Genomic DNA, 24,222 nt, shown 5'->3' with positions numbered 1-24,222 from the left:
CGGCTAGGTGAGCCGATTCCGGCTAGGGTGGACCCGGATCGACCCGCCAAACGGGGGCAACACGTGTTCGGCAGAGACCGCCTAGTTCGAAAAAACCGCATTCGACGCGAGCAGGGCAGCGACCCTGGAACAATGTCGCGGGTGACCCCCGACGACGTGAGCCGAATCCACTTCGCCATGCCACCTTTGGGGCACCGCGGCTACCACGCCGATGAGGTCGACGCGTTCCTGGAACTGGTCTCGGCGACATTGGCCGGTCAGGGTGTGCTGACCGCTGACGATATCCGGCACGTCGCCTTCGACGCCCCCCGCTTCGGTGGCCGCGGCTACCAGGCCGATCAGGTCGACGAATTCCTGGACCGGGTCCGCATCGAACTGGAATTCCGGCAGCGCGGTTCCCGTCCGGTCCCCGCCGGAGGCAATGGTTCCGGCTCCGCCGCATTGCTCACCCCTGACGATGTGCACCGCATGCAGTTCACCCAGGCCGCGGTCGGCCGCCGTGGCTACGGCACCGAAGAAGTAGACGCCTTCATGGACCTCGTCGCCGCCACCCTCGCCCACGGCGGCCCCGGCAGCCTGACTGTCACCGACGTCCGCGCCGTCCGCTTCACCGAGGCCCGCCTGGGTACCCGCGGCTACGCCCGCGACGAGGTCGACGCCTTCCTCGATCTAGTCGTCACCGCCCTCGAAAACAACCACCGCTAGCTCCACAGCGCACGACGCGGCTCGAGCTCAGGTGGAATCCATGGCGGAACCGCCAAGCGAGTAGCCACCGGCGCCAGTTCCACTTGATCTCGAGCGAGCGCCCGCGGGTCAGTCGAAGAGGTCGAGGGTGGGGTGGGGTTCGCGACCGCGGACTTCGATGGAGCCGAAGACGAGATCGGGCGGCGGCACGAGGCCGAGATGTTCCCAGGCGGCGGCGGTGGCGACGCGGCCGCGCGGGGTGCGGGCCACCATGCCCGCACGGACGAGGAACGGCTCGCAGACCTCTTCGACGGTCGCGGCCTCCTCCCCCACGGCGACCGCGAGGGTCGAAACACCGACGGGCCCACCGCCGAAGCTGCGGACCAGCGCGCCGAGAACGGCGCGGTCGAGGCGGTCCAAGCCGAGGACATCCACGTCGTAAACCTCGAGGGCGGCCTGCGCGATGGGACGGGTGATCACGCCGTCGGCGCGAACCTCGGCATAGTCGCGGACGCGGCGCAGCAGACGGTTTGCGATGCGGGGGGTGCCGCGGGAGCGGCCCGCGATCTCGGCGGCGGCATCGCGGTCGATGGTGACCCCGAGAATATGGGCCGAGCGCTGCAGAATGCGCAGAAGTTCTTCGGGATCGTAGAAGTCCATATGGCCGGTGAAGCCGAAACGGTCGCGCAGCGGACCGGTGAGCGCGCCGGAGCGGGTGGTCGCGCCGACCAGGGTGAACGGTGCTATATCCAGCGGAATCGACGTTGCCCCAGGACCTTTCCCGACGACCACGTCGACGCGGAAATCCTCCATGGCGAGGTAGAGCATCTCCTCGGCGGGCCGGGCGATCCGGTGGATCTCATCGATGAACAGCACATCGCCCTCGACCAGATTGCTCAGCATCGCGGCGAGATCGCCCGCGCGTTCCAGCGCCGGACCGGAGGTAATGCGCAGTGCCGTACCGAGTTCGGCGGCGATGATCATCGCCATACTGGTTTTGCCGAGCCCGGGCGGACCGGACAGCAGCACATGGTCCGGGGTGCCGCCGCGCTGTTTTGCGCCGCGCAGCACCAGCGCGAGCTGTTCACGGACGCGCGGCTGGCCGATGAAATCGTCCAGGGACTTCGGGCGCAAACTGGCCTCGATATCACCATCGGACTCGAGATGGCTTGCGCTGACCTGGGATTCGGCATCCGGTTCGGGATCGTGATCCATGACGTCTTACCGATTCTTCCCCAGCGAGCCGAGCGCCGCCCGCAGCGCCTTCGACGTATCGGCGGTGGAATCTTCGGCGAGTACCGCATCTACCGCGGGTTCGGCCTGTTTGACCGGGAATCCGAGTCCGACCAGCGCCTCGACAACCTGCTCGCGCACCGGTGTGAGCACCGGCGTCGGCGTGCTGCCGGGCGGACCCGCCTGCACCGGAACAAGATTCACCTTGTCGCGCAACTCGACAACCATGCGCTCGGCCCCGCGCTTGCCGATGCCGGGCACCCGGGTCAGCGCCGCGACATTGCTCTCCGCCAGCGCCTTGCGCAGCGACTCGGGCTCGAGCACCGCGAGCACCGCCATGGCCAGCCGGGGTCCGACTCCGGAGACGGTCTGCAAAAGGCCGAACAGGTCACGGGATTCGGTATCGGCGAATCCGAACAGCGTCATCGAATCCTCGCGCACGATCATCGCCGTGAAAAGCCGGGATTCCTCGCCGCGGGTCAGGGTGGACAGCGTCGCCGGGGTGACATTGAGCCGGTAGCCCACGCCCGCCGCCTCGATCACCACATGATCGAGCGCTATCTCGAGCACCTCACCGCGTACCGACGCGATCACCCGCGCACCACCTTCCGTTGTTCGGCAAGCCGCCGTGTATACCGCCGTTGTGCCTCGGCGGCGCGCGCCTCGGCCTCGGCCATCCGCGCCATCAGCGGCGCCCGCCAACAATGACAGATCGCCAGGGCCAGCGCATCGGCCGCATCCGCCGGTTTCGGCGCGACCCGGAGGCCGAGAATACGCGTCACCATCGCGGTCACCTGCGCCTTGTCCGCTGTGCCGTTGCCGGTGACGGCGGCCTTCACCTCACTCGGGGTGTGGAAGGCCACGGGTATCCCTCGGCGCGCGGCGGCCAATGCGATCACGCCGCCCGCCTGGGCAGTGCCCATCGCGGTACGCACATTGTGCTGGGCGAAAACCCGCTCGATCGCGACCGCGTCGGGTTTGTGCGTATCCATCCAGTGTTCGGCGACGTCGGCGACGCCCATCAGCCGGTGTGCCAGGTCCATATCCGCGGGGGTGCGCACCACGTCGACATCGAGCGCCGTCACCTTCCGCCCCAGCCCGCCCTCGACGATGCTGAGGCCGCACCGGGTGAGTCCCGGGTCGACGCCCATCACCCGCACACGATCCCCTCTCGAAGGCACGAACAACTGTTCGAGAGTCTAGTGGACGGCGCGGGCGGCCTTCACCAACGACACGGCGCCCGTCCGGGATTCGGCTAGTTGGACTAGTTGAAGGAGTGGTAGCAGCTCACATAGGCGTAGGTGCCGGAGTCCGAATCCTCGACGACCACCTTGCCGTCCTGCAGGATGCGGCAGGTCACCGTGCCGCCGCTGGATCCGCTGACGGTCGCCGACACCCGGCCCGTGCGGACATATCCGGTCACGGTCACGGCCTTGGTCCACGGCAGCGGTGCATCATTGGCATTGGTGGTATCGAAATCGCCAGTGTTGTAGGAGATATCAGCGGTGCCCGAGCCCGAGACCTCGTAGGTGATCGAGGTTTCCTTCTTCGATTCCTTGTCGAGCCGATAGGCGATGGATCCGAATACCGCGACGCAGCCGCCGACGGTGAGCACGATCGCCAGGAAGACGCCGCCGAGTACCCACGGCCATACCGGCTTGCCCTTGGGCGGCTGCGGCGGATATCCCGGGTAGCCCGGATACCCCTGCCCCGGATAACCCGGGTACTGCGGCGGTGGTTGATAAGTCATGTGCACCCCCTCCTGAATCCTGCACGACCAGCTACTGGACTTTACCGGACAAGAGGTTCGGAGCCCGGATTCACCTGTGCGGTTATCGACATGCGATCGACCGGCGTTTCAGGGTCGCCCAGGTTCATCGGAGCCAATTCACAGGCTTTCTCGAGGAACGGTCTCGACAATGCCGTAGGTGCCCGTAGTCCGTGCCCTGCTCGCCGCACCCGCGACCCCCGTGACACCGCCGCCACCACCGCGGCTGCCTTCGGCGAATCTGAATCCGAACTATCAGAACGGCTTTCATCACGGCATATCGCTGCTGCACGGCTGGTTGCCGGTGACCGTCGAACTGGTCGCGGTGGCCGCGTTGATCCTGGCGGTCGGCTGGCGGACCCGGCGCTGGCGGCTGGTGCTGCTGCCGGTCTGCGTGGTGCTCGGTGCGGCGGGCGCGGTGGCCGCGTGGGCGTATGTGAACGATCAGGGGCTGGCCTCGGACCCGGCACCGGTCGAGTTGTGGGCCTGTGTCGGCGTCGCGGTCGCGGCGATCGCGGTCGCCGCGCTCGGTTGGCGCAGTGCCAGGTGGTGGCGGCGTGGCGTCTCGGTGCTCGCCATACCGCTGGCACTGTTGAGCACCGGCATCGTGCTCAATCAGTGGGTGGGCTACTACCCCACCGTGCAGTCCGCGTGGAGTGCGCTCACCGCGGGTCCGCTGCCGAATCAGACCGATATCGATGCGCTGCCCGGACTGCGCAATACCGATGTCAGCACCGGCAAGATCGTGCCGGTGCAGATTCCGGACGCGGGCAGCGGTTTTCCGCATCGAACCGAATACGTGTACTTGCCACCGGCCTGGTTCGCCGGTCCGACGCCGCCGACACTGCCGGTCGTCATGATGATCGGCGGCGAATTCAATACGCCCGCCGATTGGATCCGCAGCGGTCAGATCATGCCCGAGGTGGACAAGTTCACCGCCGCCAACGGCGGCCGCGCCCCGATCCTCGTCTTCGTCGATTCCAGCGGCAGTTTCAACAATGACACCGAATGCGTGAACGGTCCGCGCGGCGATGCCGCCGACCATCTGACCCGGGATGTGCCCAGCTATCTGGAATCTCGCTTCGGCGCCTCGGCGGATCCGGCGAACTGGGCGGTTGTCGGCTGGTCCATGGGCGGCACCTGTGCGGTCGATCTGGCGGTCATGCACCCGGAATTGGTGCACACCTTCATCGATATCGCGGGCGATCTCGGCCCGGCCTCGGGCAATAAGGAACAAACGATCCAACGGCTTTTCGGTGGCGACGCCGACCGCTGGGCCGCGTTCGATCCGCTCACCGCTATGGCCGAGCACGGTCCCTATACGGGTATGGCGGGTCTGTTCGACGATCTCACCCCGCCCAAATCCGGTCCGGGATCCCATGGTGCACGCCAACAATCCGCAGCCGCCGACGACGACAACGTGGGCATGGGGGGTCATGACGGAGTCTTCGACACCGGTGAGGTCGGCGCCGCCGAAAAGCTGTGCGACGCAGGCCACGAGGTCGGCATCGACTGCACCATTCACACCACCCAGGGCGGCCATACCTGGCAATTCGCCTCGGCCGCGTTCACCTCGTCGTTTCCCTGGATCGTCGCCCGCGTTGGTCTCCCGGTACCCGACGCGACCTGAAACCGATTGCCCGGTAGATGAATCGAGCCGCGCTCAGCCCAGGACTTCGGCCGGGACGACCGACTCGGCGCGGAAAGTTCGGCGATAGGCCAGCGGTGATACGCCGATGGAATCGTGCAGGTGTTGGCGTAGTGAGCTGCCCGTGGCGAAGCCGACCTCGCCCGCGATGCGGTCCACGGTCATATCGGTCGATTCGAGGAGCTGGCGGGCGCGGAAGACGCGCTGCTGGATGAGCCAGCGGCCCGGGCTCGTGCCGACCTCGTCGCGGAAGCGACGGGCGAAGGTGCGCTTGCTCATTCGGGCCTGGACGGCGAGATCGTCCATGGTCAACGGCAATCGGAGATTCTCGAGGGCCCAGTGCCTGGCGGCGGCGGTGCCCGCCGAGGTCGACGGCGGCACCGGCTCTTCGATGTATTGCGCCTGGCCGCCATCACGCCACGGCGGCACGACGCAGCGGCGCGCCACCGTATTCGCGACGGCACTGCCGTGGTCACGGCGCACCAGGTGCAGACAGAGATCTATGCCCGCCGCCGCACCCGCCGAGGTGAGCACGTCATCGTCGTCGACGTAGAGGACATCGGTATTCAGTAGCACTCGAGGAAAGGTGCGCCGGAACAGTTCGGCCACATTCCAGTGCGTCGTCGCCGGACGACCGTCGAGCAGCCCGGCGGCTGCGGTCACGAATGCGCCGGTACAGATCGACACGATGCGGGTGCCCGGTCGGATGCGCGCGAATGCCGCGGCCACCGGGGGCGGCAGCGTGCCACCGAGTGTCATATCGATATCGCAGGCCGGTATCACCACGGTGTCGGCGGTCGCCAGCGCCCGGCTGTCGTGCTGGACGGCAATGGCGAAATCGGCTCGGCTCGGGACCGCTGCCCCATCGATCGAGCAGGTGCTCACCTCGTACAGATCCGCGGCGGTGCCGAAAACGCGGTTCGGAGTGCCGAGTTCGAACGGATATACCCCGTCCAAGGCGAGCACGACCACTCGGTGTCGCGCCGAGCGCCCGTCCGTGGTGTCGACCATGGCACGATCATATCGAATATTGGCAATCGTGCCATTTTCCCACGGAGTCGCCGACGGCAGGCTGAACGACATGAACGACACCACCATGCGCGCGATCAGCCAAGACCTGATCGGCGGTCCCGAGGTCCTGTCCGAAGTCGAACTGCCCATCCCGACACCCGGCCCCGGCGAAATCCTGGTCCGGGTGCGGGCAGCCGGTCTCAACCCGACCGATTGGCGGCATCGCGGCGCCTCCGGACTCTTCCTCGGCGAACCGCCGTTCGTGCTGGGTTGGGATGTATCGGGCGAAGTGGTGGCCACGGGCATCGGGGTCACCCTGTTCGAGCCGGGCGACGCCGTCTTCGGCATGCTCCCCTATCCCCACGGACACGGCGCATTCGCCGAATATGTCGTGGGCCCCGCCCGCGCCTTCGCCCCGAAACCGGTGAACCTGGACCACATTCAGGCCGCAGCCATCCCGCTGGCCGCGCTCACCGCCTGGCAGGCCCTCGTCGACACCGCGAAACTACAAGCCGGACAACGCGTCCTGATCCATGCGGCGGCGGGTGGCGTCGGACACTTCGCCGTTCAGATCGCCAAGGCGCGCGGCGCGCACGTCATCGGCACCGCCAGCGCGGCCAACCACGAATTCCTGCGCGAAATCGGCGCGGACGAGACGATCGATTACCGCACAACCGACTTCGCCGAGGCGGTCCGCGATGCCGACGTTGCGCTGGATTCGATCGATGACGAGAACAGTCTGCGCTCCTTGCGCACGCTCCGCCCCGGCGGCCTGCTGGTCTCGCTGCGAGCCTTCGGCGCGACCGAATTGGCCACCGAGGCGAAGCAATTGGGAGTCCGGGCCGTGCGCATGCTGGTGGAGGACGATCACGCCGGAATGATCGCGCTCGCGCAACTCGCCGAATCCGGGGCGTTGCGCCCGGCCGTCGCCGGGGTATTCCCATTCGCAGAGGCGGCGAAGGCGCACGCACTCGGCGAAACCGGCCGCACTGTAGGCAAATTGGTGCTAACGGTGCCGTGAGTCAGCGCTTCTCGCCCGTGGCCGATCAGCGTGCCGGCGCCCCACCAAGTCAGGCGTCCGGCGATCGCCACATATAGGAAGATCGCGAAGTACACCAGGCTCGCACCGTAGTCGGCAGCCCAACCGGGCATCCGATTCACCGTCGCGAATGCGGCGATGAGCAGGATGAGTCCGGTCGCGACCGCGAGCGGGGCGAGGGTGATATCCAGGTCGGTTGAATCGCCGGAACGCTCGTCGGCAAGGGATCGACTCATGATGGCTGGTCTCTTTCCGGGGCGGGACAAGTTCTCGGTGCGCAAAAGCCTGCGGTCGCGACGGTCCGCCGCGGCACTCGATTCGCATATCAGCAATCGAGCCGCAATCGTTACACCGCAGATATCGACAGCAGCGATCAGTTGATCCGAACCGACGAAATGCGATCAGACAACTTGCAGCAATCTCAATCGGTCGTCTCGGACGCCCTCGGGTGCGGCATCGAAATTCCCCCAGGGCAACCCGCGCCCTTCGGCCGCGTCTGTGGCATGCGTCACATCCGAGACCTACCATCCGAAGGATGAGCAATGTTGTGAAGGCTGTCCTAGAAGGTGGGCCGAAAGACTTGCCCGCTCGCATCGTTCCGATCACGCCGCCCGGCGTCGAGCTCAAAGTCGAATACCGCGGCGGATACGAGCACTTCAAGGTCACCAATCGGGAGGCCGATACGCCCGAGGGGCGGCTGCGCGTCTACGAATGGTCCGATCGGACACGAATCGCGGAATAACCGGTTCACGCCTGGTGCGAAACGCACTCGGGGCGGTCCGCACATTTGCGAACCGCCCCGAGGCGCTGGTCGATGACGAGCCGTGTCAGTCCTGTTCCAACTGGGAGCCGACCTCGTCGGAGATGTCCACGTTGGTGTAAACGTTCTGTACGTCGTCGCTGTCCTCGAGCGCGTCGACCAGCTTGAACACCTTGCGCGCGCCGTCGACGTCGACGGCGACCGATACCGACGGCTGGAAGCCGGATTCGGCGGAATCGTAATCGATTCCGGCGTCCTGCAGCGCCTTGCGCACCGGGATCAGATCCGACGGTTCGCTGATGACCTCGAAGGAATCACCGAGGTCGTTGACGTCCTCAGCGCCCGCGTCGAGCACTGCGAGCAGTACATCGTCCTCGGACAGCCCGTTCTTCTCCAAGGTCACGATGCCCTTGCGGTGGAACAGGTAGGAAACCGAACCCGGATCGGCCATATTGCCGCCGTTGCGGGTCATCGCAACGCGCACCTCGCCCGCGGCGCGGTTGCGGTTGTCGGTGAGGCATTCGATCAGCACCGCGACGCCATTGGGGCCGTAGCCCTCGTACATGATGGTCTGCCAGTCGGCGCCGCCGGCCTCTTCACCGCCGCCGCGCTTGCGGGCACGCTCGATGTTGTCGTTCGGAACCGACGACTTCTTCGCCTTCTGGATGGCGTCGTACAACGTCGGATTGCCCGCCGGGTCACTGCCACCAGTGCGGGCCGCCACCTCGATGTTCTTGATCAACTTGGCGAAGAGCTTGCCGCGCTTCGCGTCGATCCCCGCCTTCTTGTGCTTGGTGGTGGCCCATTTGGAGTGGCCGCTCATTCCCTGCTTCCTCCAGTCGACAGCACGTCTGATCGTGCGCACGGTACCCGCACCGGCCGGGTAGACAACTCTCTCAGCCTACTCGTCCGGTTACGGCCGGTTCCTGTGGGCGACTAGTCGGCTGCCCGAACCAGATCGACGAACATCCGATGCACCCGCAAATCGCCGGTGACCTCGGGATGGAACGACGTCGCGACCACCTTGCCCTGCCGCACCGCGACAATGCGCCCGGCGGCCGGGCCACTGGGAACCGTCGCCAGCACCTCGACCCCCGCGCCGACCCGCTCCACCCACGGCGCCCGGATGAACACCGCGCGCACCGGACCGTCGGTCAGGCCCGCGAAGTCCAGATCGGTCTCGAACGAATCGACCTGACGGCCGAAAGCATTGCGCCGCACCGTCATATCGATACCGGACAGATGCTTGGCGTCGGGGCGAGTGTCGAGCACCTCGGACGCGAGCAGGATCATTCCGGCGCAGGATCCGAAGGCGGGCATACCTTCCCGCAGCCGCGCGCGCACCGGATCGAGGAGTTCGAAGACCTCCAGCAGCTTGCTGATGGTGGTCGATTCACCGCCGGGCAGCACCAGCGCATCCACCGCGGCGAGCTCGGACGCGCGGCGCACCAGCACCGGTTGCGCACCGCATTCCGCGAGTGCCGCGACATGTTCGCGCACGTCACCCTGCAGGGCCAGCACACCGATGGTGGGCCGGTCGGGACTGCTCTGCGCGCCCGTTGCGGGCGAGGCGACCGATGCGTTCACGCCATGAGCTTACGAGGCGCCGCGCTGTGGCCCTGCTCACGGTGGCCGTCAACGTTGCGTCAAGACCGGGTTCATTCGCTCGAAAGCGGTCGACACTCACAGATGTGATTACGGTGTTGCCGCGCAAGGCGCCCGCGCCCCGTGCGGCCGGTTCGGCGCGGCGGGGTTTGACCGTTTCGACCGGCTTGGCGGGACTATCCCTCGATGCCATGGCATCGGTCGCCTACGGCCCGGAAGCGATCGTGCTGGTGTTGGCCACCGCCGGTGGCGCCGGACTCGGCATGACACTGCCGGTGACCCTTGCGATCGCCGCCTTGCTCGCCGTACTGGTCGCCTCCTACCGGCAGGTGATCGCGGCCTTTCCCGACGGCGGTGGCGCGTACGCGGTGGCGAAACGCCATCTCGGTCACCGCACCAGCCTGGTAGCCGCGGCCTCGTTGATCGTCGACTACATCCTCAATGTCGCGGTCTCGATCGCGGCCGGTGTCGCTGCCCTGACCTCGGCATTCCCGGCGCTGCACGGGTATACGGTATGGATCTGCCTCGCGATCCTGGTCGGGGTGACCGCGCTCAATCTGCTCGGCATCCGAGAAAGTGCGCGCGCCTTCATGATTCCCACGATCGTCTACGTCGCGGGCATCTTCACCGTCATCGCCGGCGGCCTGATGCGCTCCGAACCGGCCGACGTCGCCACCGGGTCGACGGCCGTCGGCGCTATTCACACTGTCGGAGTGTTATTGCTGCTCAAGGCATTTTCCAGCGGCTGTGCGGCGCTGACCGGTGTCGAGGCGATCGCGAATGCGGTGCCCAGCTTCGACGCGCCGAAGGTCAAACGCGCGCAACGGGCGGAGGTGGCACTCGGGGCATTGCTCGGTGTCATGTTGATCGGGCTCGCCGTGCTCATCGAGAAGTTCTCGGTGCGGCCGACCGAGGGTACGACGGTGCTTTCTCAGCTCACCGAGGCGGCCCTCGGGCACGGAATCGGTTACTACATAGTGCAATTCGCAACGGTCGTACTGCTTGCACTGGCCGCCAACACCTCCTATGGCGGGCTGCCGACGCTCACCCGGATCCTGGCCGACGACAACTGCCTACCGCACCGATTTGCGGTCACCTCGCCGCGTCAGGTGTACCGCTACGGCGTGCTCACCCTCGGCGTAGCGGCGGGGGTGCTGTTGATCGCGGCGCGCGGCAATATGAACGCACTCGTTCCGTTGTTCGCGATCGGTGTCTTCGTCGGATTCACCATCGCGCAGGCCGGCATGGTCCGGCACTGGTGGCAGACCAAGACCGCGGCCTGGCGCTGGCGGCTCACGCTCAACGGCTTCGGTGCACTGCTCACCGGCGTCGCCGCCATCGTCACCACAGCAATGAAATTCACCGACGGTGCGTGGTTGATCGTGCTGGTACTGCCCGCCCTGGTACTCGGTATGGAACGAGTCCGCGGCGCCTACACCAGAATCGGCGGCCGCCGCGGCAATGGCGCGATTCCGGACCAGCCACAAGCCACCGGTACGGCGATCGTGGTGCCGATCTCCGAGGTCTCCGAGCTCAGCCGCGAGGCGCTCTCGGCCGCCATGTCGATCGGCAAAGACGTTGTCGCGGTGCATGTCTGCCTGCCGGGTGAATCGGTCAAGGCGTTCACCAAGGCCTGGGAGGCATGGCATCCCGAGGTCAGGCTGGTTCTGCTGGAGGACAGCGACGCCACGGTCGGGTGGCCCGTCGCACGCTATGTCCGCGAGAACTTCTCCGGACGGCGCAAGGTCGTCGTCATCGCCGAGATCGATCCGCCGACCGGCTGGGACCGGGTACTGCCAAGTCACCGCAGTGACGAACTCGAACGCGAACTACGTCGGATGACCGACACGGTGGTGTGCCATCTGCGCGTCCAGGTGGTCTGAGCCCGAGGAGCCCATCCGGCCGGTCAGCTGGTGAATTTGCAGCTCTGGTAGCTAGTACTCAGATAGGTGTTGGCGCCCGGGTCGAGGTAGATGGAATCCCCTTGACCGTCCGTCCGGGCGTACAGCCAGACCGTCGCACTCGTCTGGTTGTCCGCCGCTCCCCGGCCGATGGCTATGTTGTAGGTCCGGTACTCGTCCGGATTATCGATCCGGTCTGAATAGCCCGACCCGTTCTGGTAGGAAAAGCTCCCGACAGCCACATTCCTGCCTCCATTCTTGACGCATTGAAACCGTCGTTCCTGGTCGGCGACTTCTTTGCGCGGCAGTCTACGAGCCGCCCGAACAAATACAGACCGTTCGGCATTTCCCAGCACTGGGAAAAGTGTGCGTTTTGGACGCTCACTCCCCGCGTAGCGTGCGAATCAAGCCCTCTTGCACAACTGCCGCCACCAACTCGCCCTCGCGGTTGAAAATCTTGCCGCCGGTCAGTGCCCGACCGAAACTCGCAGACGGGGAGGACTGGTCGTAGAGCAGCCACTCGTCGGCACGGAACGGGCGCAGGAACCACATGGCGTGATCGAGCGAGGCGTTCTGTGTCGGCTCGTCGAGGTGGGTGACCTTCGAAGAACCGAGCAAGGTCATATCGCTCATGTAGGCGAGGGTGCAGACGTGCACGACCGGGTCGTCGGGCAGCGGATGCCGGTAGCGGAACCACACCTGCTGCGGGGAGACGACGCCGTCGCGGCGGGTCACCACATCCTGCGGCACGGTGCGGATATCCCAGTGCTCCCATTCGCGCATGGCCCACAGTCGCTCGGGGCTCATCGTGGTGCTGGCGTCCGGCAGCTCATCCGGACCCTGTACCGGCGGCATCTCGTCCTGATGTTCCGGTCCCGAGTCACCGACGTGGAACGACGCCGACATGGTGAATATCGCGGCGCCGTCCTGCACACCGGTGACCCTGCGGGTGCAGAAGGATCGGCCGTCACGGATGCGCTCCACGAGATACACGGTCCGCTCTTCCGGATTGCCCGGCCGCAGGAAGTACCCGTGCAGCGAATGCACCTGGAACCGCGGCTCCACCGTCCGTACCGCCGATACCAGCGCCTGGCCGGCAACCTGTCCGCCGAATGTGCGCACGAGCTGTGTCTTGGTGGACGCGCCACGGAAGATGTTCTGCTCGAGCCGCTCGATCTCCAGCGCCTCTTCGATTGTCGCCATGAGGGCGAGATTATCCCGAGCGCCACCGCGACTTCTCGGTGACCTCTGAGCAACGGCCACGTCCGCCGCCCAGAACAGGGGTCCGCGGCACGGTTTGATGGAATGGATCGGTGCCGCATTTCGATCCGATCACCCGGGACGGCCTCGTCGAACTCATCACCAACCGCATCCTCGAGCTCAACGGGCGGATGCTGACCGCCATCGACGGAGCCGACGCGGCCGAGCCCGTGGCGATCGCCGACCGCGTCGCGGGCGAACTGCGTGACACCGGCCGCGCCGCCGAGGTCGTCTCTCTGCACGACTACATCCGCCCGGCGTCACTCCGCATGGAATTCGGCCGCACCGACGAAATGTCCTATCGCACCGCCTGGTTCGACTACCCCGCACTCGACCGTGAAGTCATCCGCGCGCTACGCCACGACGCCCGGTGGCTCCCCGCGCTCTGGGACGAGGACCGCGACCGCTCGGCGCGATCCCCTATCCGCGCCGCCGCACCCGACACGGTCCTGCTCGTCGCGGGTCCCATGCTATTGGGCCGCGGTCTCCACTTCGATCTGACCGTTCACCTCGACATGTCCGAACGGGCCCTGCACCGCCGCACGCCACCCGACGACCGGTGGACCATTCCGGCCCTTCTCGGTCACGACCGCGACAACCCCAGCAACCCAACCTTTTTCATCCGCTGGGAGCACCCCGATCGTCCGGCGCTCCGCATAGACGACACCGCTCGTCGGTAGTCGTACCCCGTCCGAACGCCGGCCGCCCATCCTCTGCAATTTTGTTGGGACACAGACAGTTCCGCACTCGAGCGCAAAGGGACAATACATAGATAGATGCGCATATCCACGTAGCAAAATGCATACCGGCAGCTCGGTTGGATACCCCAACTTCTCGAGATCCGTAAGGCGGTACACAACGCGACTCCCCAGGAAGGAAGGTGCGGATATTCGCGATATGAGAGACGCAGCGGGGCGACGAGCCCAATGCTCGCCGCCCCGCATCACCCACTCCCCCGGCCGAACCCACCGCGGCCGGGATCAAGGACTAGCCGCAGGCCGTTGACTGCTGACCGAGATTGGTCAACATGGTGCAGGCCCAACTCTTTTCGACCTTCCACTTGCCGTCCTCAGCGACGAAAGGCACATCGACGATGTTCTCTTGACCGTTGATGGTGAACTTCGCCTTGGCATCGAGTGCGTCACCGAAGGCACTCACCTCGGTGACCTCGGATTTGGCGCCCGCTTGCTGATATGCCTGCGCGAGACGGTTCGGCAGTTCCGGATCGGCCTGCGCGCCTTGCACCAGGTCCAGCTTCTCCGAACTCGGCACCGACGGGTCCAGCGCGCGGAGCAACTGGGCGTTGAGGTCGGCGACACTCGGGGTCGGCGGCAAGCTCGCATTCGACTTCGTGACGCTGGTCGAGGTCTTGGTCGGTGTGGTCGCGGTCTTCGAGTCATCGCTGCCACATGCCGACAGGCTGAGGGCGGCCACGGCGGCCAGACCCGCGATCGCGACACGTCCGGTCTTACGAAGCTTCAACTGATCATCCTTTGCCGTTCGGACAGGTCCGTGACCCCGACGGTGCCGCGCCAATTGCCCGCGCGGCCGCCGACGTGCACCGAATTCCGAAGCTAGCCACCAACTCTGTGGCAGACATAAGACGACTGTGAGGGCCGCGACAGCTTCTCCCCCGCACCCAGGACGAGCCACGCCCGCGGCAGTGGATCAAGCAATCCTGGTGCCGCGGGCGTCGATTCGATTCAGCGGTAGTGCCGAATCACCATCCGCGCTCGGCCAGCCGGTGATCGACCGGCAGCTCCTCGACATTGATACCGACCATGGCCTCGCCCAGACCGCGCGAAACCTTGGCGAGCACATCCGGGTCGTCGTAGAACGTGGTCGCCTTGACGATGGCGGCGGCGCGCTCGGCCGGATTGCCGGATTTGAAGATGCCCGAACCGACGAAGACTCCCTCGGCGCCGAGCTGCATCATCATCGCGGCGTCGGCGGGGGTGGCGATACCGCCTGCGGTGAACAGCACGACCGGCAGCTTGCCGGTCTGCGCGACCTCGCGCACCAGCTCGTACGGCGCCTGCAATTCCTTGGCGGCGACGAACAGCTCGTCCTCGGGCAGCGACGACAGCTTGCGGATCTCGGCGCGGATCTTGCGCATGTGGGTGGTGGCATTGGAGACGTCACCGGTGCCCGCCTCACCCTTGGAGCGAATCATGGCCGCCCCCTCGGTGATCCGGCGCAGCGCCTCGCCCAGGTTGGTGGCACCGCATACGAACGGCACGGTGAAGTTCCACTTGTCGATGTGGTTGGCGTAGTCGGCGGGGGTCAGCACCTCGGATTCATCGATGTAGTCGACGCCGAGGCTCTGCAGGATCTGCGCCTCCACGAAGTGGCCGATACGCGCCTTGGCCATCACCGGAATCGAGACGGCGGAGATGATGCCGTCGATCATGTCCGGATCGCTCATCCGGGAGACGCCGCCCTGTGCGCGGATATCGGCCGGAACACGCTCCAGGGCCATCACCGCGACCGCGCCGGCGTCCTCGGCGATCTTGGCCTGCTCGGGGGTGACGACATCCATGATCACCCCGCCCTTGAGCATCTCGGCCATCCCGCGCTTCACGCGGGCGGTGCCGATGGTGTTGGTGGTCTCGGGCGTGGTCACGGCAAACTCCTGAGTCATGTGCGCCAATCGGGTCGCTTGGAACTAACGCCACCGATTCTAGGCGGGCCGATCAGGCCACTTGATAGCCAGTTGGCCACCACTGGCCTTGTCCCGACCAGCGAGTCCGGGTCCGGGCCGCAACCACTGGACCGGTCGCGAGACGGATCCGTCGGGGCCGACGCAAGTCTCGCGCCGTCCCGACGAACACCCGACAGGAATTACAGCGGGCCGACTACCAGCAACTGGGCCCAATACCCCGCGGCATCGGAACCCAACAACGGCAATAGGAAATCGAACAACAGGTAGGACATGTACTGCTTACCTTCCACACGCCAACGGACCATCTCACTGCAGTGGAAGTACCACCAGAACTCCCGGTAGCGCTCCCCCACCAGCACTACCCAGGCGGCAGCAATCCAGTCGCGACGCTATCACGATCGTGAAACACATCACAGCCGAAAGATCCAGGCGCGCACGCTGTTCACGCTCGAGGCGATCCACCGATCACCGGATAGACCGCACCTCGGGATCGGAGTCACCCGACGCCGCTTTGGCAGCTTCGGGAAGCAGTTGGTCCAGGTGGTAGGGGTAAACGGTCTCGCCGGTGTGGTCCAGGGTGACGATGTCCGCCCCGGTGCACCACTTGTTGTCGGTGATGCTGCGGCGTTCGACCGCGGTGAGATTGCCCGGCTCGGGGTCGAAGGCCGGGACGCGCAGGGCGAAGAACAGCTCCTCGGCCCGGATGAGTTCACCGTCGAACGGGAATACCGCGACCCGCCGCCAGATGGGGCCACGCAGGGCAGTCGGATCCGCGGTGTGCCCCGTCTCCTCCCAGAGTTCCCGCACCGCCGCGCTGCGCAGGGTCTCCCCAGGTTCCACGCCGCCGCCGATGGTGAACCAGAAGGAGACGTCGGGGGTCTTGGGGTCATTGCCGCGCATGAGCAGCACGCGGTCCTGTTCGTCGAGCAGCACCACGCGCGCCGAGGTGCGGACCGTATCGACGACCAGGCCGGTCGAGGCGGCCGGGGTGGCGCGTTCGCTGATCTCGAAATATGTCGGCAGCGGCGCGGTGCCGCCCAGGTGCAGGATGCGGACCGGGCGGCGGGTGCGCAGGGCGAGGGTGTCGCGCACCGCGTCGTTGTGGAAGCGACGCGCGATCAGCACTCGGGCCTCGGCATCGGCGAGTTCGGCGACCTGCTGCGGGCGCAACTGGGCGATATCGATTGCGGAAAGCGCTGCGGAGAGCTGATTTTCGATGGTTTCACGGTCGGCGCGACCCGCCCGCTCGGCCCGATCGGCGAGCGTGGTGAGCCGTTTGGCCTGCTCGACCAGCGCGGAATCGGCAGTCGGGCCCGCGATGGCCACGGCGACCGACCTGGCCACCACCGCCCGTCGTGCCAGCGCACCGTCGAGGGCCTGCCAGGACTGATCCGACCGCACATGCAATCGGTCGAGCCGGTTTGCCGTCGAAGCCGCCCACAGACCGATCGCGACGACCACCGCGGCGATGAGCGCGAGTACGAGAACCGTTGTGGCGGAGAACGAAATCATCCAGCAGCCCTCATCGTGCTATCGATCATCCGGCGGCCCGCACGCGCGTATCCCCCACCGTGACCGTTTCGTAGACCCGCAGGATCTGTTCGGCGACCACCGGCCAGTCGTATTCGCCGACCACCTGATCGGCGGTGTGGATCAGGGCTTCGCGGCGCACATCGTCGGTGAGCAGGGTGTCCAGCGCCGCGGCGAGTCGAACCGAATCACCCACCGGGACGAGCATTCCCGCCGTGCCATCGCGCAATACCCGGCGGAATGCGTCCAATTCGCTTGCCACCACGGCGGTTCCAGCCGCCATCGCCTCGATCAGGATGATGCCGAAGCTCTCCCCACCGAGATTCGGCGCGACGTACACATCCGCGCTGCGCATCGCCGAGGCCTTCTCCTCGTCCGACACCTGACCGAGGAAACGCAGATGCCGGGCGAGCGGCCCGGCCTCGCGGCGCAGCCGCTCCTCGTCACCGCGACCGACGATGAGGATCTCGACATCGGGATGTCTGCGCACCAATTCGGGCAGCGCACCGAGCAGGACTTCCATCCCCTTGCGCGGTTCGTCGTAGCGACCGAGGAACAGCACCGTTCCGCCCGCGCGCGGATATCCGGGCAGCATCGGGGCCCGCGCGAAGGCAGGCACGGCGACTCCGTTGGGGATTTCGACCGCGTCCGAACCGAGTGCCTCCACCTGCCAGCGCCGCGCCAACTCGGAGACCGCGATCCGGCCGCTGATCTTCTCGTGATAGGGCCGCAGCACACCCTGAAAGGTGCTCAGCACCAGCGATTTCGTGGTCGAGGTGTGGAAGGTGGCCACAATGGGTCCCTCGGCGATCTTCAGCGCGAGCATGGACAGGCTCGGCGCATTCGGTTCGTGGATGTGCAGCACATCGAAGTCGTTGCCGTCGATCCAGCGCCGAATCCTGGTGTATGCCATGGGCCCGAAGGACAACCGGGCGACCGAACCGTTGTACGGAATCGCCACCGCGCGACCGGCCGAAACCACGAAATCCGGCAGCGGTGTGTCCTCCGATGCGGGCGCGAGCACGCTCACCTTGTGGCCGCGTTCGATGAATACCCGCGCCAATTCCACGACATGGGCCTGCACACCACCGGGGACATCGAACGAATACGGGCAGACCATGCCGATTTTCATGGTGTCTTCTCCCCCTTGGCGCTGTCCAACCCAGCCTGCGCCGCGGCGATCCTGGCTCGCCGCTCCGCCGAAAGGTCCTGCTCCCATTGTGGCTGCAACATATGCCAATCGGCGGGATGCTCGGCGATATTGGCCGCGAACCGGTCGGCCAGCGCCTGGGTGACCGCAGCGACACCATCCGAAACATCCAGCGGCGCTTCGGTCTTCATCCCCCAACCCTCGCGACCATCGGCATCTACGGTGAACCAGACGTGCACCGGAATAAGCGCCGCACCGGTCTCGATGGCCAGCTTCGCCGCGCCCGCGGGCAGCCAGGTGCGCTCGCCGTACATGGTCACCGGGACACCTTTACCGGTCAGGTCCCGCTCGCCCATCAGGCATACGACATTGTTCGCGCGCAGGCGGGCGGCCAGCGCGGTGAACGGCGGCTGCTCACCACCGGTCAGCGGGAATACCTCGAAACCCAGGCTCTCCCGGTAGGCGACGAACCGCTCGAACAGCGATTCCGGCTTCAACCGTTCGGCGACGGTCGCCAACGTGCCGCTGTGGCCGACCAACCAGACACCGGCCGCATCCCAGTTCCCGGAGTGCGGCAGCGCAAGCACCACACCGCGTCCCCGCGCCAGGGCGGCGTCCAGATTCTCCACACCCTCCACGATCGAACCGGTCAGTGCCGAGTGATCCATCGTCGGCAGTCGGAAGGCTTCGCGCCAGTAGCGGGCGTAGGAGCGCATGCTCGCGCGGATCAGTTCATCGGGGACCTCGGCCGGAGTAACACCGAGCACGCGAGCGAGATTGCGCCGCAACTGATTCGGTTCGCCACCGGCACGGAAGGCGCGATTCGCCTTGTCCGCGACCTGATTACCGCCCCAATCGAAGGCCCGCCGCGCCGTCGATTCGGGCAGCGCGCGCACAACCCGCCAACCCGCCGCATAGGCCCAATCCGTCAGTCCGGACTTGATCCGCGAGCCGACGGCTTCGGACTGGGAACTCACGACTGCGCCTCGCTGGCGCTCGGCTTCGTCGTGCGTTCCGCACGCTGGCACATGGTTCCCTCGCTTCGCTCGCTCACGAGGGCGACTCCGTCGCGTCCGCGGGATTCTGCGGCGGCGCGGGCGGAATCACGTCCCGTGCGCCCGGCGAATTCCGGACCGCCAGCACCCGCTGGAACACGGTGACAATGCTCAACACCGCCAGAATCCACATCGCTACGTGCACGGCCCAGGTCAGCCATTCGATCCCCCAATACCCGCCGATACCGGTGAATCCGGCACCGACCAACACAATGATCAGGCGATCCGGCCGCTCGATGAGTCCACCGTCCGCCGACAGGCCACTGGCCTCGGCGCGCGCCTTCGCGTACGAAATCACCTGGGAGGTGATCAGAACCACCAGGGTTGCGAAGAACAGCGGCCTACTGTTCTCGTGATATACCGCCCACCAGGCCAACCCGGCGAAAATGGCGCCGTCGGCGACGCGGTCGCACGTGGCATCGAGCACCGCACCATATTTCGTGCCGCCGCCGCGCGCTCTCGCCATGGCGCCGTCGAGCATGTCGAACATGACGAACAGCCAGATCACCATGGTTCCCCAGAACAGATGTCCGGTGGGGAACAAGGTGACCGCGGCCGCGATCGAGGCGACAGTGCCGATCACCGTCACCGCGTCGGGAGTGAGTCCGGTACTGACGAGCGCTCTGCCCAGCGGCGCAGTCGCTTTGGAGAACGTCTCGCGGCCGAAGAAGCTGAGCACCCTACTCGACTTCCTTCCACGCCGCCGAAAGCAGCGCCCGAGTTTCCCGCAGCAACTGCGGCATGACCTTGACACCGCCGACGATGGTGATGAAGTTGGCATCCCCGCCCCAGCGCGGCACGATGTGCTGATGCAGGTGGTCGGCAAGTGAACCACCTGCCACCCCGCCGAGATTCAGGCCGACATTGAAACCGTGCGGCCGCGAGACCCGCTTCATCACCCGAATCGCCTGCTGGGTGAACGACATCAGTTCGGCGCTCTCCTCGAGCGTCAGATCCTCGAGGTTGGCCACCTTGCGGTAGGGCACCACCATCATGTGCCCCGGGTTGTACGGATACAGATTCAGTACCGCGTAGACGTGCTCGCCACGGGCGATGACCAGACCGTCCTCATCCGACATCTTGGGAATATCGGTAAACGGATGGCCCGTGGTGTCTTTCGGATTGGCGGTGGCGGCCTCGGCGATATAGGACATCCGGTACGGAGTCCACAGCCGCTGCAACCGATCCGGCTCACCGGCACCGGTATCCACGATGCTCCCCTGTTCGTCCGAGTCCGCGTTCAACTCCACGAGCCCGTCCGGCACCGTGCGCTCAGTCATGCTCTATCCGATCTGGTATGTGCGGGGCGCTCCGTGGTACGCCCGCCGCCTCCTCCGGGCCCTGACTGCTCATTCCGGGCCCTTCACCACAAAACCCTCGGCGGTCGGCGAGGCGTTCTCCCGGTTCGCGATCCATTCCACGATCGTGGCCACCGCGGCGGCGACCGGTACGCCGTTGACCTGGGTGCCGTCGCGGAAGCGGAAGCTGACCGCGCCCGCGTTCACATCACGCTCACCGGCGAGCAGCATGAACGGGATCTTCTGCGCGGTGTTGTTGAAGATCTTCTTCTGCATCCGGTCGTCGCTGCGATCGACCTGCGCGCGGATACCCGCGTCCTGCAGCTGCTCGATGACCGAATCCAGATGCGGCGCAAAGGTTTCCGCGACCGGGATGCCGACGACCTGGACCGGCGAGAGCCAGGCCGGGAAGGCGCCTGCGTAATGTTCGGTGAGCACGCCGAAGAAGCGTTCGATGGAACCGAACAGTGCGCGGTGGATCATTACCGGCCGCTGCTTGGTGCCGTCGGAGGCGGTGTATTCCAGGTTGAAGCGCTCGGGCAGGTTGAAGTCGAGCTGGATGGTCGACATCTGCCAGGTGCGCCCGAGCGCATCCTTGGCCTGTACCGAGATCTTCGGGCCGTAGAAGGCGGCGCCGCCCGGATCCGGGACGAGCTCCAGTCCGGAGTCGGTGGCCACCTTGCGCAGAGTCTCGGTGGCCTCCTCCCACATCTCCTCGGAGCCGACGAACTTCTTCGGATCCTTGGTGGAAAGCTCGAGGTAGAAGTCGTCGAGTCCGTAGTCGGCGAGCAGCCCGAGCACGAATTGCAGCGTGCTGGTCAGCTCGGCGTGCATCTGCTCCTTGGTGCAGTAGATGTGCGCATCGTCCTGGGTCATGCCGCGCACCCTGGTCAGACCGTGCACGACACCGGACTTCTCGTAACGGTAGACCGAGCCGAATTCGAACATCCGCAGCGGCAGCTCCCGATAGGACCGGCCGCGCGAGCGGAAGATCAGGTTGTGCATCGGGCAGTTCATCGGCTTGACGTAGTAGTCCTGGCCGGGCTTGCGGACGGTGCCGTCCTCGTTGAGTTCGGCGTCCAGGTGCATGGCCGGGAACATGCCGTCCTTGTACCAGTCCAGGTGACCGGAGACCTCGAACAGATGCCCCTTGGTGATGTGCGGCGTATTGACGAACTCATAGCCCGCGGCGACGTGGCGGCGGCGCGAGTACTCCTCGAGCTCCTTGCGGATGATGCCGCCCTTGGGATGGAAGACCGGCAGACCGGAGCCGAGTTCGTCCGGGAAGCTGAACAGGTCCAGCTCCAGACCGAGTTTGCGGTGGTCGCGCCGCTCGGCCTCCTCGAGCAGGTGCAGATGCTCGTCCAGGGACTCCTGCGATTCCCAGGCGGTGCCGTAGATGCGCTGCAGATCCTCGCGGTTCTGGTCGCCGCGCCAGTAGGCGGCGGAGCTGCGGGTCAGCTTGAAGGCGGGGATGAATTTGGTGGTCGGGATGTGCGGACCGCGGCACAGATCGCCCCAGACCCGTTCACCGGTGCGCGGGTCCAGGTTGTCGTAGATGGTCAGCTCTTTGCCGCCGACCTCCATGACCTCCGGATCGTCGATACCGGACTTATCGCTGATCAGCTCGAGCTTGAACGGCTCCTTCGCCAGTTCGACACGCGCGTCGTCGACCTCGACCACTCGGCGCGAAAACCGCTGCGCGCCTTTGACGATCTTCTTCATCCGAGATTCCAGCTTGGCCAGATCCTCTGGGGTGAACGGCCGGTCGACCTGGAAGTCGTAGTAGAAGCCGTCCTTGATGGGCGGGCCGATGCCGAGCTTGGCCTCCGGGAACTCCTGCTGCACGGCCTGGGCCAGCACATGCGCGGCCGAATGCCGGATCACGCTGCGGCCGTCCTCGGTATTGGCGGCAACGGGCTCGACCTCGACATCGGTGTCCGGGGTCCAGGACAGATCCTTGAGCCCCTCCGCATCGCGCACCACGACGATGGTGTCCGGCCCCTTCGTCGGCAGCCCCGCCTCGCGCACCGCGGCACCCGCCGTCGTCCCGGCCGGCACCCGAACGAGGGCGACAGGGCTGATAGGTGCTGAGGTGGTCACGGCGAGAGACTCCTTGGCGTTCGCTGGCGGGCGTGTTCCCGCGCTGGTGCGGGCGGTTGCCCACGGGTCATCGTCGGAGGCGAATTGCTCCGGCGCGACCATGCTATCGGCACCCGGGAGGCCCCGCGTCGATGGACTCGGATCGCCGCGTCGCGGGTGGACCGGTGCCGTTGCGCGAGACCAGAACGTGACATCCGGCAATCGGTTCCGTCAGGCGACTGCCGCCGGTTCGATGCGGTGCGCCCGGCGGCACCGCGGCCCACGTCGTTGGGAACCGACATCGGGTTCGACGGATTGCGCCGAGTGTGCTCTGCTCGGGCGCGCACAGCCCAACGCGCACGTTCAGGTACCCCGCGCGGACACCGAATACCTTGTGGGCGATCAGCTTTCGGCGGCGAGCCGAGCCAGCAGCGCCGTGCGTTCGGCGGCCGGCCGCTTCGGGCAACTGGTGCACATTTCGCAGCCGGGCACCTCGAAGACCAGGCAGCACGAGATCCGGCGGACAAAGGTCCGCCCGTCGACATCCACGAACCGCGGAACCGGCAGCTTCCCACCGACCTCGCCTGCGAGCCGCGCCCCGGCCTCGGCATTGCCCGCATCGAGTGCCCGGTTCCCGATGGCATCGGCGGCAATCGCCCAGAGTGACGGCACTCCCGCACCGGAGACCGCCGCTACGGGGCCGATCACGGCCGCCAAGGTCTCCCGCAACGCCTTCGCGCAGGCGTGACCGAGCGCGGCGTCGGACTCGCGCGGTGCACCGCTGTCACCGTCGAGACCCTGCCCTACGCCCGCACCCGCGACGGGGTGGATGTGGACTCGTTCTATACCGCCGTCCGGGCGGACCTCGCAGTCGAGGTGGTCCAGGAACGGCTCCGGCGCGGGTTCCTCGTTCGCGTAGGCGCATGCGAGTTGTTCGACCAGTGCCGATGCGACCATGCACCACCAGAGCGTGCCGGAGACGCGCGGTTCGGCGGTGCCCCAGGAGCGCCCCATTTCCGCGATCCGCGCCGACAGCCAGTCCGGTTCGGTCAGGGTACGGCCGGGGACCGTGTTCACCGTTCCAGGGGACTGTGCAACCACTGCCATTCGACTCCGATCCAGCCGCCGACCAACCCGAATGTTCCCAATACCCATATTGTCGCGAGGACCAGCGCAAAGGTCGCCACCGCCGCGCACACCCGCATGGCCGGGCCTCGTGCGGAGTACCACGCCATACCCTGCCGGTACTTGTCACGCAGCCAGCCGAGCGCCCGGCGCGCCCAGGCGAATTCGGTGGCGAGGATGCCAAGTCCGGCGAATACGATCGCCCAGCCGGGTCCGGGATAGGGAATCGCCAGGATTCCGACGACCAGCACCGCGATGCCGATCACCGCGACCCCGATCCGGTAGGCGAGGTTCAGCGTAGGCCGCGCGGCCAGCCGGGCGCGGAAGGCGCGCCATCCGGTGCGCGTGGGTTCGGATTCCAACTCGACAGTCATCTCCATCAGCCTACGAGCGACGTGCGTGGACCCGCCC

General features: G+C 66.4%; 26 protein-coding genes. 6 read left to right on the top strand and 20 right to left on the bottom strand.

Features of this window, described 5'->3' with window-relative positions:
* The first annotated feature begins 132 nt into the window (after positions 1-132).
* Positions 133-705, top strand: coding sequence for a DivIVA domain-containing protein (locus ACQPYR_RS16280; protein ID WP_433633069.1), 573 nt, complete (start codon positions 133-135; stop codon positions 703-705).
* Positions 706-813: 108 nt separating this feature from the next.
* Here the strand turns inward: ACQPYR_RS16280 and ruvB are convergent, their stop codons facing one another.
* The 4 genes from ruvB to ACQPYR_RS16260 all read right to left on the bottom strand — a co-directional run bounded on the left by ruvB (position 814) and on the right by ACQPYR_RS16260 (position 3,667).
* Entirely contained in the window at positions 814-1,899 is a 1,086-nt protein-coding gene (gene ruvB, locus ACQPYR_RS16275; RefSeq protein ID WP_433633067.1) for a Holliday junction branch migration DNA helicase RuvB, read from the bottom strand.
* A gap of 6 nt (positions 1,900-1,905) precedes the next feature.
* A complete protein-coding gene (gene ruvA, locus ACQPYR_RS16270; protein WP_433633065.1) occupies positions 1,906-2,511 on the bottom strand; it encodes a Holliday junction branch migration protein RuvA in 606 nt (201 codons plus the stop codon).
* Positions 2,508-3,077, bottom strand: coding sequence for a crossover junction endodeoxyribonuclease RuvC (gene ruvC / locus ACQPYR_RS16265; protein ID WP_433633063.1), 570 nt, complete (start codon positions 3,075-3,077; stop codon positions 2,508-2,510). The genes ruvA and ruvC overlap by 4 nt, the downstream gene beginning before the upstream one ends.
* 104 nt (positions 3,078-3,181) lie before the next feature.
* On the bottom strand, positions 3,182-3,667 hold the full coding sequence (locus ACQPYR_RS16260; protein WP_433633061.1) for an MmpS family transport accessory protein: 486 nt from the start codon (positions 3,665-3,667) through the stop codon (positions 3,182-3,184).
* A 178-nt stretch (positions 3,668-3,845) separates the two neighbouring features.
* On the opposite strand from ACQPYR_RS16260, the gene ACQPYR_RS16255 reads away from it, so the two are divergent.
* Positions 3,846-5,315, top strand: coding sequence for an alpha/beta hydrolase (locus ACQPYR_RS16255; RefSeq protein WP_433633059.1), 1,470 nt, complete (start codon positions 3,846-3,848; stop codon positions 5,313-5,315).
* A gap of 33 nt (positions 5,316-5,348) precedes the next feature.
* Here the strand turns inward: ACQPYR_RS16255 and ACQPYR_RS16250 are convergent, their stop codons facing one another.
* Entirely contained in the window at positions 5,349-6,344 is a 996-nt protein-coding gene (locus ACQPYR_RS16250) for a GlxA family transcriptional regulator (protein ID WP_433633057.1), read from the bottom strand.
* Positions 6,345-6,414: 70 nt separating this feature from the next.
* Here ACQPYR_RS16250 and ACQPYR_RS16245 point away from each other — a divergent pair, with 70 nt between their 5' ends.
* Together ACQPYR_RS16245 and ACQPYR_RS16240 are read left to right on the top strand one after the other, a co-directional pair.
* Entirely contained in the window at positions 6,415-7,365 is a 951-nt protein-coding gene (locus tag ACQPYR_RS16245) for an NADP-dependent oxidoreductase (RefSeq protein ID WP_433633056.1), read from the top strand.
* A gap of 553 nt (positions 7,366-7,918) precedes the next feature.
* A complete protein-coding gene (locus ACQPYR_RS16240; RefSeq protein ID WP_040692396.1) occupies positions 7,919-8,125 on the top strand; it encodes a DUF5988 family protein in 207 nt (68 codons plus the stop codon).
* An 85-nt stretch (positions 8,126-8,210) separates the two neighbouring features.
* Here the strand turns inward: ACQPYR_RS16240 and ACQPYR_RS16235 are convergent, their stop codons facing one another.
* Both ACQPYR_RS16235 and pdxT read right to left on the bottom strand, forming a co-directional pair.
* Positions 8,211-8,966, bottom strand: coding sequence for a YebC/PmpR family DNA-binding transcriptional regulator (locus ACQPYR_RS16235; protein ID WP_433633054.1), 756 nt, complete (start codon positions 8,964-8,966; stop codon positions 8,211-8,213).
* A 113-nt stretch (positions 8,967-9,079) separates the two neighbouring features.
* On the bottom strand, positions 9,080-9,730 hold the full coding sequence (gene pdxT / locus ACQPYR_RS16230; RefSeq protein WP_433633052.1) for a pyridoxal 5'-phosphate synthase glutaminase subunit PdxT: 651 nt from the start codon (positions 9,728-9,730) through the stop codon (positions 9,080-9,082).
* Positions 9,731-9,939: 209 nt separating this feature from the next.
* On the opposite strand from pdxT, the gene ACQPYR_RS16225 reads away from it, so the two are divergent.
* Entirely contained in the window at positions 9,940-11,631 is a 1,692-nt protein-coding gene (locus tag ACQPYR_RS16225; RefSeq protein ID WP_433635146.1) for an APC family permease, read from the top strand.
* A 23-nt stretch (positions 11,632-11,654) separates the two neighbouring features.
* Here the strand turns inward: ACQPYR_RS16225 and ACQPYR_RS16220 are convergent, their stop codons facing one another.
* Both ACQPYR_RS16220 and ACQPYR_RS16215 read right to left on the bottom strand, forming a co-directional pair.
* Positions 11,655-12,005, bottom strand: a complete 351-nt coding sequence (locus tag ACQPYR_RS16220) for a hypothetical protein (RefSeq protein WP_433633050.1) — start codon at positions 12,003-12,005, stop codon at positions 11,655-11,657.
* Positions 12,006-12,030: 25 nt separating this feature from the next.
* Positions 12,031-12,852: an acyl-CoA thioesterase gene (locus ACQPYR_RS16215; protein ID WP_433633048.1), complete on the bottom strand. Its 822-nt coding sequence runs from the start codon at positions 12,850-12,852 to the stop codon at positions 12,031-12,033.
* Positions 12,853-12,962: 110 nt separating this feature from the next.
* Between ACQPYR_RS16215 and ACQPYR_RS16210 the strand changes: the two genes are divergently transcribed.
* Positions 12,963-13,589 carry a hypothetical protein gene (locus tag ACQPYR_RS16210; protein WP_433633046.1) on the top strand — a complete coding sequence of 209 codons (627 nt, stop codon included), beginning with the start codon at positions 12,963-12,965 and terminating at the stop codon, positions 13,587-13,589.
* Between the two features lie 307 nt (positions 13,590-13,896).
* Here the strand turns inward: ACQPYR_RS16210 and ACQPYR_RS16205 are convergent, their stop codons facing one another.
* The 11 genes from ACQPYR_RS16205 to ACQPYR_RS16155 form a co-directional block, all read right to left on the bottom strand.
* Positions 13,897-14,391, bottom strand: coding sequence for a hypothetical protein (locus tag ACQPYR_RS16205; RefSeq protein ID WP_433633044.1), 495 nt, complete (start codon positions 14,389-14,391; stop codon positions 13,897-13,899).
* A gap of 238 nt (positions 14,392-14,629) precedes the next feature.
* Entirely contained in the window at positions 14,630-15,532 is a 903-nt protein-coding gene (gene pdxS / locus ACQPYR_RS16200) for a pyridoxal 5'-phosphate synthase lyase subunit PdxS (protein ID WP_040692437.1), read from the bottom strand.
* 218 nt (positions 15,533-15,750) lie between these two features.
* Positions 15,751-15,924, bottom strand: coding sequence for a hypothetical protein (locus ACQPYR_RS16195; protein WP_157124470.1), 174 nt, complete (start codon positions 15,922-15,924; stop codon positions 15,751-15,753).
* Positions 15,925-16,036: 112 nt separating this feature from the next.
* Positions 16,037-17,080: an NUDIX hydrolase gene (locus ACQPYR_RS16190; protein ID WP_433635145.1), complete on the bottom strand. Its 1,044-nt coding sequence runs from the start codon at positions 17,078-17,080 to the stop codon at positions 16,037-16,039.
* Positions 17,081-17,108: 28 nt separating this feature from the next.
* Entirely contained in the window at positions 17,109-18,233 is a 1,125-nt protein-coding gene (locus ACQPYR_RS16185; protein ID WP_387284728.1) for a glycosyltransferase family 4 protein, read from the bottom strand.
* Positions 18,230-19,228 carry a phosphatidylinositol mannoside acyltransferase gene (locus tag ACQPYR_RS16180; protein WP_433633041.1) on the bottom strand — a complete coding sequence of 333 codons (999 nt, stop codon included), beginning with the start codon at positions 19,226-19,228 and terminating at the stop codon, positions 18,230-18,232. Before ACQPYR_RS16180 ends, ACQPYR_RS16185 begins: the two co-directional genes overlap by 4 nt.
* Positions 19,229-19,301: 73 nt before the next feature.
* A complete protein-coding gene (gene pgsA, locus ACQPYR_RS16175; protein ID WP_433633039.1) occupies positions 19,302-19,985 on the bottom strand; it encodes a phosphatidylinositol phosphate synthase in 684 nt (227 codons plus the stop codon).
* A 1-nt stretch (position 19,986) separates the two neighbouring features.
* Entirely contained in the window at positions 19,987-20,586 is a 600-nt protein-coding gene (locus ACQPYR_RS16170; protein ID WP_433633037.1) for an HIT family protein, read from the bottom strand.
* 69 nt (positions 20,587-20,655) lie between these two features.
* The gene (thrS, locus tag ACQPYR_RS16165; RefSeq protein WP_387284734.1) at positions 20,656-22,707 is read right to left on the bottom strand and encodes a threonine--tRNA ligase; all 2,052 of its coding nucleotides are present in this window, start codon (positions 22,705-22,707) and stop codon (positions 20,656-20,658) included.
* A gap of 381 nt (positions 22,708-23,088) precedes the next feature.
* Entirely contained in the window at positions 23,089-23,763 is a 675-nt protein-coding gene (locus ACQPYR_RS16160; protein ID WP_433633034.1) for a (2Fe-2S)-binding protein, read from the bottom strand.
* Complete coding sequence (locus ACQPYR_RS16155; RefSeq protein WP_433633032.1) at positions 23,760-24,185, bottom strand: TIGR02611 family protein; 426 nt, start codon at positions 24,183-24,185, stop codon at positions 23,760-23,762. The genes ACQPYR_RS16160 and ACQPYR_RS16155 overlap by 4 nt, the downstream gene beginning before the upstream one ends.
* Between the last annotated feature and the right edge of the window lie 37 nt (positions 24,186-24,222).

It is taken from the genome of Nocardia sp. CA-120079, assembly GCF_050955745.1.
GTDB lineage: Bacteria > Actinomycetota > Actinomycetes > Mycobacteriales > Mycobacteriaceae > Nocardia.
This window is presented reverse-complemented; position numbering and strand designations above follow the sequence as displayed.

Coding starts and splice junctions, on each gene's coding strand:
- ACQPYR_RS16280 (WP_433633069.1), top strand. CDS start 133: ATGTCGCGGGTGACCCCCGACGACGTGAGCCGAATCCACTTCGCCATG.
- ruvB (WP_433633067.1), bottom strand. CDS start 1,899: ATGGATCACGATCCCGAACCGGATGCCGAATCCCAGGTCAGCGCAAGC.
- ACQPYR_RS16260 (WP_433633061.1), bottom strand. CDS start 3,667: ATGACTTATCAACCACCGCCGCAGTACCCGGGTTATCCGGGGCAGGGG.
- ACQPYR_RS16250 (WP_433633057.1), bottom strand. CDS start 6,344: ATGGTCGACACCACGGACGGGCGCTCGGCGCGACACCGAGTGGTCGTG.
- ACQPYR_RS16245 (WP_433633056.1), top strand. CDS start 6,415: ATGAACGACACCACCATGCGCGCGATCAGCCAAGACCTGATCGGCGGT.
- ACQPYR_RS16240 (WP_040692396.1), top strand. CDS start 7,919: ATGAGCAATGTTGTGAAGGCTGTCCTAGAAGGTGGGCCGAAAGACTTG.
- ACQPYR_RS16235 (WP_433633054.1), bottom strand. CDS start 8,966: ATGAGCGGCCACTCCAAATGGGCCACCACCAAGCACAAGAAGGCGGGG.
- ACQPYR_RS16225 (WP_433635146.1), top strand. CDS start 9,940: ATGGCATCGGTCGCCTACGGCCCGGAAGCGATCGTGCTGGTGTTGGCC.
- ACQPYR_RS16215 (WP_433633048.1), bottom strand. CDS start 12,852: ATGGCGACAATCGAAGAGGCGCTGGAGATCGAGCGGCTCGAGCAGAAC.
- ACQPYR_RS16185 (WP_387284728.1), bottom strand. CDS start 18,233: ATGAAAATCGGCATGGTCTGCCCGTATTCGTTCGATGTCCCCGGTGGT.
- ACQPYR_RS16170 (WP_433633037.1), bottom strand. CDS start 20,586: ATGACTGAGCGCACGGTGCCGGACGGGCTCGTGGAGTTGAACGCGGAC.
- ACQPYR_RS16155 (WP_433633032.1), bottom strand. CDS start 24,185: ATGACTGTCGAGTTGGAATCCGAACCCACGCGCACCGGATGGCGCGCC.